We start from the raw sequence: 13,044 nt of genomic DNA, 5'->3' as shown, positions 1-13,044 counted from the left end.
AAAAAGAGCGGGATGATTATCTCGTCCCGCTCTTCAAGCCGATACATCGCCGCCGTGCCGGAGATCACTCGATCCGCTTCATCGCGTCGCCAAAGCCCTTCAGGGAGACCGTGTAAGCAAGGGCTCGCGTGTTCGGACCGATGACTGTCACCGACACGGTATTCATCGTCGAAAGCCGCGATACCAGATCCGGGTCCATCGGGAAAAGCGCATTACACCCTTGAGGCGTGCATCTGGTGAACGGGTATTTGCGCGGCTTGTCCTTGACTTCCACGGTCACCCCGGCAGGCAGAAGCACGCCGAGAGGCACGTTCAGAAACGACATCGCGCCCTTGCCATCGGCCCGCTGAGCCACAAACCAGGAAACGGCCGGTTGACGTTTTTCCTGGTCGACAAGGAGAATGCGCGCGAAGCACGACTTTTTCTCCTTGGTCGGGCAAACGACTTTCCAGTCGCCGAAGCTCTCGACATGCAATGGCTTCTTTGATTGAGCGGCCACCTTTTTGGCGGCCGGCTTCTTTGCCGCAGGCTTCTTTGCCGGCTTCGGCGCCTCAGCCTTTGCCGCCGGCGGAGCCGGCGGCGGGTCGTTGAGAACGCCAACCTCTGCATTCGCGACAGCAGCGGAGAGCAAAAAGAACAGCGCACTAGCGGCCGCAACGGCCCTGCAGGAAAAAAGCATACCTACTCCCCGTGTCCCCCCGAAACCCCGGGTATTCGAGCCCGCATCTGCTCGCCGCAGCGCCCGGCTCGAAGTCGCGTCAGTTATCGAACCAATGATAGGAATCCGCCGCCTTGAACTGATACGTGCCAGGCTTGGTCGTCTTCAGATTCACCGGCGTAGCACTCGTCGAGCCGCTGGAATTGCTAAGAGGCTGCGTTGAGGATAGCGAACTCTGGACCACCGGCGTCGACGAGGAATCGTCCGGGGTCGAGGAACTCGACGTCACAACCTGCTGAGGCATATCCGGGGTCGTCAACGGCTGCTCCTCGGAAGGTAGCGAGGACGTCGACGCGCTGCTTTCGGTTGCCGTCACCGCCGGAGTCGACGCCTGTTTCTCGGCGGGCGGCGGCAAGGCGGCCTGCTTCTCCGCCGGAGCGGGAGCAGCGGCCTGCTTTTCGGCGGGAGCGGGAGCTGCTGCCTGCGAGGTTGCTGCAGCGACAGGCGCGGGCGCAGCCGCCGGCGCCGCCACCGTCTGCGCGGGCGAAACAAAGCCAACAGGCGCGGCGTTCGTTTGCGGCCCAACCGTGACCACAGGCGCAGCTTCGTTCATTGCCGTCGGCAACGAGTTACCTGTGAGCGCCGCGTTCTCGGCCCGGATCTGCTCCTTGCCGAGTTCGGCCCTCAGCTCCGGCGTGTCGCAATATTTGTCCGCGCCGGTCAGTTCCGAAACCATATCGTAGGCCGCGAGCTCGAGCAGCCAGCGCACGGCGGCCTGAACCGGCTCGTTGGCCTGCGAGCCCAGATTGAATTCAAAGATTTCCTTGGGACCCCAGTTGGTGCCGCCACCCATCTCGAAGAAGCGGAACAGGCCTGCGGACAATTCGCTGCCCACGATCTGCTTGGAGTAGGAGCGCGCCATCACGAGTTCGGTCGTCTTGGTGTTCGTCAGCATCAGGTCGGCGCCGACGCTGATGTAGTACTTCCGGCTACCGGCGGTGAGACCCCCGACACCTGCCTCGGCAACGTCGGACTTGATGCTCCAGTTCAATTCGGTCAGCGCACCTGAAACGAAGTGGGTCGAGCCGACGATCGTGCCCGCAGTGACCGGACGATAGGCGAACTCCTTGCCCTGGACCGAAACAAGCTTGCCTTCGCCGAGCTGCTTGTCCATCGCGCGCTTCATTTCCCATTCGGCGACGGCGGTGGAATTACGGTTGACGAGCCGAACGCCCGTCTTGGCCAGCGCGATCACGAACATCATGTCCGGGCGCTGCGTGAGGATCGTAGAATGTGCATCGCCGCTCGCCTGCGCGCCCGATCCATCCGTCAGATCGTTCACAGCGAGGCGCAGATCAAGTCCCGGCGGAATGTGATGGGCGACACATCGTAGATTGGTGTCCATCGGCGTGAAGGTCGCGCGCGGCGCGGGCCCCTCCATAACCTTCGCTTCCTCGTTGATCTTCTGTGCCGCGTCGGGCACGGCGCATGCGGCCTGAGCGAGAGCCAGTGCGCCCACAGAGGACACTGCGATAAACCTGCGAATAGCGCCGGACATAGATTAACCCCACTTTTGTGTCGCGCTCCCGAGGCGAAGCCGACTGTTCGCAACCTGCTATGCGTATTACGGATTCAAGGGATCGGGATTGAGCGTCAGATCTCGCTGGTTGGTTCCGGATTGCGACGTGTCTGTCGACGTCTGAGTCGGATCGACAACCTTGCCGCCATCGAAGGTAACGTTGTTGTTGTCGCCGTTCAGAACGATCGTGTTGTTGATCTGAACCACGTTATTCATGTTCGTGTTGGATTGCTGGTCGGTCTTGGACGTGCCTGCGCCCGCTCCAAGGCTGTTTCTGTTCGCGTTCCAATAGTTGAAACGCAGCGCTTCCTTGCTGAGCTTGGACGCTTCCGTGTTCAGCTTAAATGAAAGCACATAGGGCCGAGAGAACCCATCTTCGTCCGCGCGCGCCTGCGCGGCACAAAACAAAACGCCCGCCATGACAAGAAGCTGAGGCAATCGCCGATAAGAACGCATGCTTGGGACCTCTCAAGAGAGTTGGGAGGGGCTGGATTGCCCCTCCCGGTTATCGTCAAACAACCGCGTGCATTACTCGACGGTGGGAACCGTCGCGGTAATCGTGTTGATGCGGTTGATCGCAGCCTGCGACGCGCCGTTGATGGCGGTCGAAGCACTGCCGTAGGCGTAGATCGAGTTGGTCAGGATCTGATCGGTGCTGTCCGAGACCTGATTGATCGTCGCCAGTCCGCTCACGCCCGCAGCCGTGATCGTATTGACCGAGCTCAAGGCCAGCTGCGACACATTGTTCATGGACGCAGTCTTGTCACCATCGGCATAGGCCGCGTTAATGACAAACAGATCATTATCGCCGCCGGGGTTATGCGACACCTGGTTGACCGTCAGCTCCGTATCGCCGTTGAGGACGCCTGCGGAGATCGAGTTAACCGACAGCGACCCTTGCTGCGTCACGTTGTCGACCTTTGCCGTCGTGCCGGAAGCCTCGGCGGTGTTGACAGCCCAGATGGCGTAATCCTGCGCCGCCTGGTCGATACCGCCGACCGTCGTGGTGATGTCGCCGGCCGCAATCGAGTTCAGGACGGTGACATTCGTCTGGTCAAGTCCATCGATCTTGGCGACGCCGTTGTCGGTCAGAGCGAGGGCCGTGTTCCAGCCGTTGTAGTTCTGGTAGTAGCTCGACCACCAGATCTGCTGATAGTCGGTCACGACCTGCGAGAAAGTTCCCGCGAGCGACAACGTGCCGTCATTGGGAACAGGATCGCTGACATTGCCCGTCGCCGGGTTGTCGACCGCAAGGGTGTTCACGACGGTGCGCAGATACTGCGAATCGTCGGAAATATCGACATTGCCCACACCGGTGACGTTGCCGGCCGGAATGTGGTTGAACAGATTGCCATTGTCGAAGTTATTGAAATAGACGTAGCCGTTCGAATACGCGTTGTTCCAGACCTCAGGATCGGTCGTCGCGAGGATCATATTGGAGGTGTACGGCGACGAACCATTGAAGAAGGCATACTGGTTCGCGTAGGAGCCGCTGGCGAAGCCGAAGATGTTGCCGCCGCCGAAGATATTGCCGCCACCATAGAGGTTCGACTTCGCTTCGACAGTAACATTGCCGACTTCGAAGTTGCCGCTCTCCGTGCCGCTCGAAAGCGTCGCGGTGTTGATGGAAGCCAGGGCCACCTGGTCGATGCCGGTAACCTTCGGATCGCCAGCAGGAAGGTTCGGCAGACCGTTCGGCGAGTACGCGCCGGCGAAGTTCTGCGACCACATCTGGGCATAGGTGTTGGTGTACGGTCCGACGCTAAACGCGTACGGGTCGCCCAGATAGAACTCTTGATAGAGATTGACGGAGATCGGCATGCCGTCGAGACCGGCAACGCCAGCCGCGTTGACCGAGTTGGCCGCATACTGAACCGAGTTGATCGGATCGCCAACCTGAAGCGTCGAAGTCGGATCCGCCGCCAGAGCCGCGTCAACGTCAGCCTGCGTCGCGGGCACATGCCCATCGATCACCGCGCTGCCTCCGTTGAGCGCCGCAGCAACCTGGAAGTTCGTCACCGTCTGATGGAACGAATAGACGTCGCCATAGGTGAAGGGACCGACAGGCGTGCCCTGGTAGAGCTGCTGATAGATGTCAGTCACGCCGTTATAGACGGTGTTGCCGTCGACATAGGGCGTGATGTCCGTCTTCAGGAAGGCGCCATTGACGAGGTTGCTGCCGTACTGCGTGCCGCCGCCGGCCGCATCGCCCCAGTTCGTCACCGCGGCGATTTCGTTCGAAACGCCCTGATAGATATAGGCGTAGTTGTAGGAGCCGAAGGTGTTGAAGTCCTGGTTGACAGCGATCGCCGCTTCGAGGCCGAGGACATTGTCCACATAGTCCACGGTCGTCGAAACGAGCAGCGGAGAGGAGAGCGACCCGGTGGTATCCAGGAAGTTCGCGCCCTGCTGCGAACCGAACGCGTCAGCTCCGAAGATCGGCGTATGCACCGAATAGGAGTTATCGGTGAACGCGACCAGATAGTTGTCGATGTACTGGTTGAAGTACACGCCATCGATCGGATTGGGGCCCTGGAAGAACTCGACATTCGCCGCGTAAGCTCTACCACTCATCAGAGCCACGGTAGCGACGCCGAGGAATAGCGCCTTAGATCTATTCATGATTTGCCTACCCTTCTAAATTTGGACGAGGCCGCATCAGCCTCGCCCCGTTCCCAGTTGATTTCAGAAATGCAGAGACAACCCGATAAGCAGGTTGTTGGAGTTCAGATTCGCGTCTCCGCTCATCAGAATGGATCTCCAACGATAGCCAACATCGACACTCACGCTGTCCCCGAGCGGTGCCCTGACGCCCAAACCCAGCTGATATGCAAAATCGGTTTCGTTCTTGCTGCCGTCGATTGACGTCCGACCGGTATTCCCCCCGGTTCCGGCCACGGAGTAATCGACCCAGGCGATACCAAGACCGCCGCCCGCATAAGGCACAACCGGACCTTCGATGGGCAGGTCGTACCAGAAGTTGGCAAGCAGGGTCACGACAGAGACATCGCCGGACAAGCTGCCATAGTGATCGACATACGGCTCACTGTCTGTCGGCCAGATATCCGCCGGACCTTCGCTGCCCGTCGCAGTGATGGAGGAAAGATCGTATTTCGCGTAAGCGAGCTCGAGTTCGCCCCGCAGGTCATCACCCTCCTTGAGGATGTCGTAGAACAGCCGGGTGCCGATCGCGCCGGAAATGATCCAGGAATTGTCGAAGTTGAAATCGTAGACGCCGACGTCGCGACTATCCTCGTTGATATCGTCGTAGTGCTTCGATGGATCGTATGACAGCCAGCTCCAGCCGCCCGCGCCCGTCACGTAGTAGCCCGGTCCGTGCAGGATATCGACCTGGGCAGTACCGCTCACCTCGCCCTGCTCTTCCGCGGCGAAGGCCGGCAGAGAGATCAAGGCAGCGAGGGCCGCGAGCACCACCGTAAAACGAAATTTCATAAATCCCCCAGAAGATAGAATTTTGTCTTGGAAAATATGCCCCTCGAAGCCGTCAATCATCGAGGCGCAACCATTCCAATTCGAGAGCAACCGCTATCCTTAATCGACCAAACTGACACAGAGGCCTTTGGTTCCTGAACGCACGAAAGCTGTCGCAATTACCTGAAAGCGATGATTTCACGATGCAGCTTCACCGCATCCGTGCGTGCGGTCTGTAGATCCTCCGAGGCGATGTCTCTGAGCATCTTCATCGTGCGGAACTGGAAGTTCTGCGGATGCTGCGGCATACCCATGATGAGACGCATGCCGCCCTTGTCGATGACCGGATACCGGCGATTGATCGCAAAGAGCATGAGCTGCCAGCAGGCGATGGCCTGCGCGTAAAGCGCCGTCAGATAAGGCAGATCGAGTGGCGAGCGAACCTTCGATGCGTGAATCAACGCGAATTCTGCCTCCGTACGAAACGTCGAAATCATTCGTGAACGCAGCATTTCGGGATAGGGCGTCGCCCTCCGAATGAGATCTCGCAGCACATGCTCCGGATCGTGGACCGGCAGCGCGTAGACGACATAGCTGATGATGATGGTCGTGAGATAGCCGATCGGGTGCAGCGGATGGAGGGTTCGCTTGAAGATGCCCTGCCTCGCCGCTTCTATCTCACCCGCAATGACGTCGAGAGAGCGGACAAGGATCTCTACCTTCTGCCCCGATATGGTGAGGTTCACCAGATTGCCATTGGGCGACAGCGCAACCCCTGGACCGGCCAGACGGGACGCTGCTGCATTCAGCTGCTCCTTATTTATCGCTCCAAGCCGGCTCTCGAACGCGATGATGTCATAGTCGGAGCCCGCATCCGCCGTACCGATGGCACGCGAGCCGCCGACGGCGACCGCAGTCACGCCGGATACACCGCTCAACGCTGCAGCGACGCTGGCGACGATGGGATCCTGCGCTGGTGCGGGTTGGCTTGCGACGCGCGACATGCTGGAAAATCCCCTCCGAAATTCCAAATCCGCGGAGAACCACGGCATCCCGTATGAGCCTTCCGCTCATCCGGCTGGATTCGAAGTATCAGATTTTAGCGCTCAGCGTTCGCGTGGATGCATCCAAATTGATACAAGTCGACACCCCGTCCGGGTGCGAAGCGTCATGGAAAAATATTGCACCAGCGAACCCACGGGCACATTGAACGGTGAACCCGCTCACCATTCAATGTGCCAAAGAGGGAGGGATGGCGCTTTCGTCTGTACAGCAATTATTTTTCCCTGCTACTCCGCAAAGCGGCGATGCGTCAAAACGAAATGGATAAAGAAGGGAAAGCGCTTCGCGAAAAAATAGCCCGAGGGATCGACGCGTTCCATTTCAGGCAACGGCTCGGCCTCGACCATGCGTTCGATGGAAAGCCCTGCATCATAGATCGCAGACGTGATCTCTCCGAGAGGGCGCTGCACATGGTTCACCGGTCCGCCCGCCCATGGCCAGTTCAGGCTGACGAGGCCGACCCAGCGATATCCAAATTTCATTACATGGGCGGTGTGAATTATCGGGTGCTTCATCGAAACGATGATTTTGCCATCGGGCTTAAGCGCGGCGGCCAGATAACGAAACTCGGGGGCCAGGTCCCGCACATAGTGCATGACGAGATTCGACAGTATGAGATCAAACTTCCGGTCTCCGATCGCCGTGCGAAGTTCGGAAGACTGGCAGCAATGAAGCTCGCAACGCGCATCCCCCAGTCGCGCGAGCGCCTGATCGATCATTCCCTGCGAGGGGTCGAAGGCCACCACCCGCGCCCCGGCCTTGATGGCGTAGTCGGTGTAGAAGCCGCTGCCGCAGCCTGCATCGAGAACGTCGATGTCCTTGAGCGGCGGCAGCAGCGCGATCGTCGCGGGGCGCTCGTAGAGCCGGTTGCCCGGCATCCGGTCGACGTTGGCTGAGAACTGTTCGGCAATCTCGTTGTAGTCGGTTGTCATTCAGCCCCCTCGGCTCCCCGCCGGTTACGGCGAGGCTGCGCTCATTGGCCGTCACTCGACCAGGCATCCGTCGGCTTCAATACCTTCGGATAAAGTTGCTCCAGAATCCCCATCGATGTCTCGGCAGAAAGATTCTTGCTGCACATGTCATCGACGATACCGCGCTGCGCCAGCCACTGGCCAAACGCCACGGCACGCGGCGAGACTTCCGACCACCTGCTGACCGATTGCCCTACCCCCTGCGGCGCGAGCTTGATAAGCCGCTCGACCAGCAGTGCGATCAGCAATTCCTCGAGCAATGCGGATTTGGGCGGCTCGATCTCGCAAGGGTGCCCTCGCATGAAATGGCTCGTATCGAACAGATTCATTCCGCCGGCGAACGGGTCTCTGGAGGCGAAGCACACACGACCGATACCGGCCATCCGAATGGCGCCGGCGCACATCGGGCAAGGCTCAAGCGTTGTGTAGAGCACGTAGTTGTTGAGGCCGCTCTTATGCTTCACCGCACCTAAAGTGATGATTTCAGCATGTGCGACGGCGCTTCCCGCCAGGGGATGCGCCGAGTGATCCGATAGGCGCAGGTTGTGCCCACCGGCAATGACGCGTCCCGTTCGGTCGGCCAATACCGCCCCGATGGGCAAACTATGTGCCCGGCATGCCAGCCATGCCTGCTGCACGGCGGCCTTCCAAGGCTCCGAGAGCGTCTCAAACAGCCTCGAGGGCTCTCTCTCTTCGCCAGGTTGGCTCACGGGCTTCACATCAGCGCTGTTACAACTAACAATTTACTTCATGACTTCGACGCAGATAACAGTAACGCACATAATCAAGGTTACTCGATCCGGCGCCGCGAATAGGTCCTTCCGGACGATCATTGATCGGCGGCCTGCGTCGCATCAACAAGAGATCGTACCGAATTTCGTATCCGTTACAGCCCCACCAGACGCCTTGCGAAAGATTTACGCAATGCGATTACTCGACCGAGTGCTGAGAATTTAGAGGAAATGCATCCACACACTTTCAAAAAGCTGGGACGCGGAATGACTTTCCACGTACATTGTGCATATTCTTCATATTAGTGCGCTATCTACAGGGATCAGTAAATTGTTGCTCTCAAAACGGCAGAAGACCCAACTCGCCAAGATCGTTCTTCAGGTCGAGAAGTTGCTGAAGCAGTCCGATGCGGCGGAGAAGCGTCAGCAGAAAAAGGCGAAAGCCTCAAAGCCGGCAAAGGGTCAAGGCCGGCGCAAGCGCGCGAAACGCACGCGCGCGGAGGCGGCGGAAATGCGAAAGTCCATTCTTGCGGCACGCAAGAAGGGCGCGAAGGTTGCCGACCTCGCCAGCAAGTATGGCGTCAGCACCGCATATATCTACATGATCAAATGAGGGCCTTCGCCCAGGGGCAAATGCCCCCGCCAGCAGCCATTCGGCGCATGACCGGCCTGGCGAGGCGGATTCTTCTGCCTGCCAGAGTCCAAAAATAGTCGACAAAGCCGGCAAATGGAGCGGGTGAAGGGAATCGAACCCTCGTCGTAAGCTTGGGAAGCTTCTGCTCTACCATTGAGCTACACCCGCGCGCCGTCTGTTTAGCCCGATGGCCGATATCAGCGCAAGGGGTTGCACACGCGGCAGGGGCAAACACCGGCATTCTTCTGACCGGGGCGGTCGGCGGGGTCACGTGCCCTGGAGCCTCAGAGGTCTTTCTCCCCGCAAGATTGGCCCAGGCCGGAAGGCGCCCCTTGGCTCACTCCGCTCCCAGGAGGTAGTTCCTGAATTGCCGAATCCTCAAATCGTCTTCATCCGTACGCTGCACTTTGACTGAGCTGCTCAGCTTCTCAGGCTCGCGGCATTCCAAGCCACATTCGCGAAATACCGATTGAACGATGCCCGCATCCTCCACGAGGTCTTCGTAGAAGTACGTCCTGTCGACGCAGTGCGCCACATGGCGGTTGTAATATTCCTCCCATTTGCTGAAGGAATATAGCGCGTGAAGGATCAGGGAATTCTCGATGGCAGCTGGCGGAACCTCGCGCTTCGGCGCCTGATGCGCCATCCACTGGTCGGTGGCAAGCGCCTTCGTGAATGAGAAGGCTTGCGCGATCCTGTCTCTTCTTTGGAGATAGAACACCTTGTCAAACCCGATCGACAGAAGATCGAAGCCCCTTTCCCGCCAATGAATATACTGGTTCATCTGGACGTTTATCGAGAACACGCCGTTGGGCGTCGTGGTCTTGAACAACACGTCCCGCAAGAAGTCGGGGAAGTGCAGGTGCTTGATGTTCCTGCTCTTGAGATAGAGATCGAGCGCCCGCTGATTGAGCCACTCGCGCGGCTCGCCGAACTCATTGCTGCTGCCCAGAAGGTTGCAGAAATGTGTCGACCCGCTTCTCTGGATGGAGAAAATCGCGATTTTCTTCGTCGGCGGCCATGGGCGAGACGGCCGGCTTTCCAGTTCGGCGAGAGGCTCGATAAAGAGTTCTTCGGCGGTTTTCTGGCCCAACATGTCGCTAAAATGCTCCGGCAGTCCCTATGCACTTTCTGAAAAACGGCGGCACATAACTAATTTGCGGCTCAGAAAACGATGCTGAGCAAAGAACTGAAATTCGGACCGGCCGCCCAAGAGGACAGGCTCGTTTAAAACAAGAAAATCCCAACACCGCTTTCAAGTCAACGTGCAGGGCCGCCGCCACGTCATCGCTACCAGCGGTTCTCGACCTCCTCCGCGAAGCCGAGCAGATCCTTCACCTCAAGCCTGCTTCCATCATCGAGGATCACGAAGCCGGTAAACCGGCCGAAGACCTGATGCTGAATCGAGCGCAGAAACTTGAGATCGAATACGGCACTACGGTCAATGACAGGCGCGAACTCCATCTCGAAGCGCCCGTCGCTGCTCGTAAAGGTCCAGGGCGCACCATCATAGGTGCCGGCCGGGATATGAAAGGCTATGTCGGTAAGCTTGTGCGCATGCCCGTCGAGAAAGACCATGTTCTCGGTGGCCGCCGACGTGTCACCGAAGCCATAGCCGATATTGAACCCGAAGGGACGCCCGCCGACGAGACCGGAGGCCGAGCCCCAATACCAGGTATTGTCATAGGTCCAGACGCCGCGACCCCAGTCGAGGACGCCGAACGCGGACGCGGGCTCGAAACGGAAGCTCTCCCCGCCCATCGTCACCTCGCCCTCAACGGGCATGCAGTTGATCTTCTGGTTATAATAGAAAGCGCGCGGCGCACGCGGAAACGGCGTCGCGATGACCATGCGATCCATCGGCGGCTGCGACAGGCGCAACTCGCCCTTGAGCCCCTTGCCTCCGCCGAATCCCGGACAATCAATGCCGATGCGCCGTCCGCCCGGTTCATGACGGAAGGCGATCGACATCTTCGGATGGTGCTGCACGATGTCGCCGGCATCCGCACTTTCAGGCAACGCCATACGTCCCATCGGAAAGGGGATCATGATGCTCTCGGTGCTGGTCTTCGGCGTCGCGAAGTCGAGCCATGAAACGGAGAGCAGACCCATGTAGCCGTTGTCCGCGACCGTCAGCGCAATTCCATAGCTGTCGTTCAGGGCGCAGTAATAATTCCACTCCTTGATCCGGAGACGCGATGCGCCGATAGCGCGCCGCCGATAGCGCTTGACCTCGCTTCTGGCGAAACCGGCCTCACGCAGGCGCCCCCGATCGTCCAGTAGCTCTCCCGCCGTCAATTCGTGCTGCATGTCACCCCCCCCAGTGCTTTTTGACAGTCTATCGAAGCTCTCGCATTTGTGAATGGCGAAGCGGGTGGCCGATGCTAGCTTGTGCAGCATGAACGAACTCGCCGCTGCAAGACTGCCCCTGACGAAGTTTTCCCACCCCGACATCACCGCCAAGGGGGAGCGGCGCGCTTCTGTCGAATTCCGCGAACTCGGTACGCTCTGGATCAACACCGGCACGCTCTGCAACATCGAATGCACCAATTGCTACATCCATTCGAGCCCGACGGAGGATCGTCTCTCCTACATCACGGCCGCTGAAGCGGTTGCCTATCTCGACGAGATTGCGCGGGAAGGTCTGCCGACACGGCAGATCGGATTCACCGGTGGCGAGCCCTTCATGAATCCGGACATCTTCCAGATGGCGGAAGAGGCCCTTTCGCGCGGGCACGAAGTGCTCATCCTCACAAACGCCATGCAGCCAATGATGCGCTCCCGGTGCCAAAGGGAACTCCAGCGCCTCAGGGACCGCTACGGCACGTCACTCCGCCTGCGCGTCAGCCTCGATCACTATACGGAGGAGCTCCATGACCGCGAGCGCGGCATGGGGTCCTTCGCGCGGACCATGGAGGGCCTGCGCTTCCTGGCGTGCGAGGGCTTTGCGCCTGCGGTCGCCGGGCGTACCCGGTCGGCAGAACCGGAGGAGAGCGAACGGGCAGGCTTCGCGGCGCTGTTCGCGCGCGAGGGGATACCGCTCGACGCTCGCGATCCAACCTCGCTCGTTCTCTTCCCGGAAATGGATGAAGACGCGGAAGTTCCCGAGATCACCGCGGCCTGCTGGGGCATATTGCATGTCGATCCTGCAAGCCTCATGTGTGCAACGAGCCGCATGATCGTAAAGCGCAAGGGCGCACCCTCTCCCCGTGTCATTGCCTGCACTCTCCTGCCGGACGATCCGCAATTCGATCTCGGCGCAACGCTCGCGGAAAGCTTTCGCCCGGTGAGACTCAATCACCGCCACTGCGCGAAATTCTGCGTGCTGGGCGGCGGTAGCTGCTCGGTAGCCCAGGGCCCTGGCGTCCCAAATCGGGTCATTGACCCTAATCAATGAGCATCCGTCTTCCTGACGCCACTCTTTTCTCCATCGGACGAACGGGGAGCATTTCCGCTTTCGCCCCCATCAAAGGGAGAAGAAAGAGAATGAACATCAAATCTCTGCTGGTAGCTGGCGTTGCGGTAGCCGGTCTGATCGCCGGGTCGGCCTTCGCTGATGTCTACATGAAGGGAGAGGACGTCGCGAAGCTCATCGTTGGCAAGACGATCGAAGGTCAGTATCTGAGCTGCGGCGCCGGGCGCAACGACTTCCGCGAATATTATGACGCCGACGGCGCAATCCGTGGCGGCGAGCGTCCGTGCCAGCAGGCTGGCAAGTGGAAGCATTATACCGGCAAGTGGGCGGTCAAGGATGGCAAGTTCTGCATCTATCTCGGCTCGGACCGCACGAGCGGCTGCTTCGATTATCAGGTCGACGAGAAGGGCACGCTGCGCCGCTTCGACGCCAAGGGCGGCGATGTGAACTTCAAGATGTTTGACGGAAACCCGGATCACCTCTGAGCTTCCGCCAAGGTTGCGCGACCGGCCGACTTAACCCTGACCCCCCGGGTGGTCGGTCGCAGCAATTTTTCCTGACG

At 59.4% G+C, this 13,044-nt stretch carries 13 protein-coding genes and 1 tRNA gene; 3 read left to right on the top strand and 11 right to left on the bottom strand.

Translation table 11 applies throughout. The annotated features are described in order from the left end of the window. Positions 1-64 precede the first annotated feature (64 nt). The 8 genes from ABFC66_RS07765 to ABFC66_RS07730 all read right to left on the bottom strand — a co-directional run bounded on the left by ABFC66_RS07765 (position 65) and on the right by ABFC66_RS07730 (position 8,340). Entirely contained in the window at positions 65-679 is a 615-nt protein-coding gene (locus tag ABFC66_RS07765) for an invasion associated locus B family protein (protein WP_346740377.1), read from the bottom strand. Between the two features lie 79 nt (positions 680-758). Beyond that, complete coding sequence (locus ABFC66_RS07760; RefSeq protein WP_346740376.1) at positions 759-2,216, bottom strand: CsgG/HfaB family protein; 1,458 nt, start codon at positions 2,214-2,216, stop codon at positions 759-761. A 66-nt stretch (positions 2,217-2,282) separates the two neighbouring features. Then, positions 2,283-2,657 (bottom strand): hypothetical protein, encoded by a 375-nt coding sequence (locus ABFC66_RS07755; RefSeq protein ID WP_346740375.1) that lies wholly within the window; start codon positions 2,655-2,657, stop codon positions 2,283-2,285. A 108-nt stretch (positions 2,658-2,765) separates the two neighbouring features. Further along, a complete protein-coding gene (locus ABFC66_RS07750; protein WP_346740374.1) occupies positions 2,766-4,859 on the bottom strand; it encodes a hypothetical protein in 2,094 nt (697 codons plus the stop codon). A 63-nt stretch (positions 4,860-4,922) separates the two neighbouring features. Beyond that, a complete protein-coding gene (locus tag ABFC66_RS07745; RefSeq protein WP_346740373.1) occupies positions 4,923-5,750 on the bottom strand; it encodes an outer membrane beta-barrel protein in 828 nt (275 codons plus the stop codon). Positions 5,751-5,848: 98 nt separating this feature from the next. Continuing rightward, positions 5,849-6,673, bottom strand: a complete 825-nt coding sequence (locus ABFC66_RS07740) for a hypothetical protein (RefSeq protein WP_346740372.1) — start codon at positions 6,671-6,673, stop codon at positions 5,849-5,851. Positions 6,674-6,958: 285 nt separating this feature from the next. Further along, complete coding sequence (locus ABFC66_RS07735) at positions 6,959-7,663, bottom strand: class I SAM-dependent methyltransferase (RefSeq protein WP_346740371.1); 705 nt, start codon at positions 7,661-7,663, stop codon at positions 6,959-6,961. A gap of 41 nt (positions 7,664-7,704) precedes the next feature. Next, the gene (locus ABFC66_RS07730; RefSeq protein WP_346740370.1) at positions 7,705-8,340 is read right to left on the bottom strand and encodes a nucleoside deaminase; all 636 of its coding nucleotides are present in this window, start codon (positions 8,338-8,340) and stop codon (positions 7,705-7,707) included. 424 nt (positions 8,341-8,764) lie between these two features. Between ABFC66_RS07730 and ABFC66_RS07725 the strand changes: the two genes are divergently transcribed. Next, positions 8,765-9,046 (top strand): hypothetical protein, encoded by a 282-nt coding sequence (locus ABFC66_RS07725; RefSeq protein ID WP_346740369.1) that lies wholly within the window; start codon positions 8,765-8,767, stop codon positions 9,044-9,046. Positions 9,047-9,161: 115 nt separating this feature from the next. Here the strand turns inward: ABFC66_RS07725 and ABFC66_RS07720 are convergent. The 3 genes from ABFC66_RS07720 to ABFC66_RS07710 all read right to left on the bottom strand — a co-directional run bounded on the left by ABFC66_RS07720 (position 9,162) and on the right by ABFC66_RS07710 (position 11,377). After that, positions 9,162-9,235 (bottom strand) — tRNA-Gly (locus tag ABFC66_RS07720). Between the two features lie 169 nt (positions 9,236-9,404). Continuing rightward, complete coding sequence (locus tag ABFC66_RS07715; RefSeq protein WP_346740368.1) at positions 9,405-10,163, bottom strand: Stf0 family sulfotransferase; 759 nt, start codon at positions 10,161-10,163, stop codon at positions 9,405-9,407. A 194-nt stretch (positions 10,164-10,357) separates the two neighbouring features. Further along, positions 10,358-11,377, bottom strand: coding sequence for a DUF2804 domain-containing protein (locus ABFC66_RS07710; protein WP_346740367.1), 1,020 nt, complete (start codon positions 11,375-11,377; stop codon positions 10,358-10,360). A gap of 88 nt (positions 11,378-11,465) precedes the next feature. Between ABFC66_RS07710 and ABFC66_RS07705 the strand changes: the two genes are divergently transcribed. Next, positions 11,466-12,464 carry a radical SAM protein gene (locus tag ABFC66_RS07705; RefSeq protein WP_346740366.1) on the top strand — a complete coding sequence of 333 codons (999 nt, stop codon included), beginning with the start codon at positions 11,466-11,468 and terminating at the stop codon, positions 12,462-12,464. Between the two features lie 89 nt (positions 12,465-12,553). After that, positions 12,554-12,967, top strand: coding sequence for a hypothetical protein (locus ABFC66_RS07700; protein WP_346740365.1), 414 nt, complete (start codon positions 12,554-12,556; stop codon positions 12,965-12,967). Positions 12,968-13,044 lie beyond the last annotated feature (77 nt).

The organism is Parvibaculum sp. (assembly GCF_039680535.1).
Classification (GTDB): domain Bacteria; phylum Pseudomonadota; class Alphaproteobacteria; order Parvibaculales; family Parvibaculaceae; genus Parvibaculum.
This window is presented reverse-complemented; position numbering and strand designations above follow the sequence as displayed.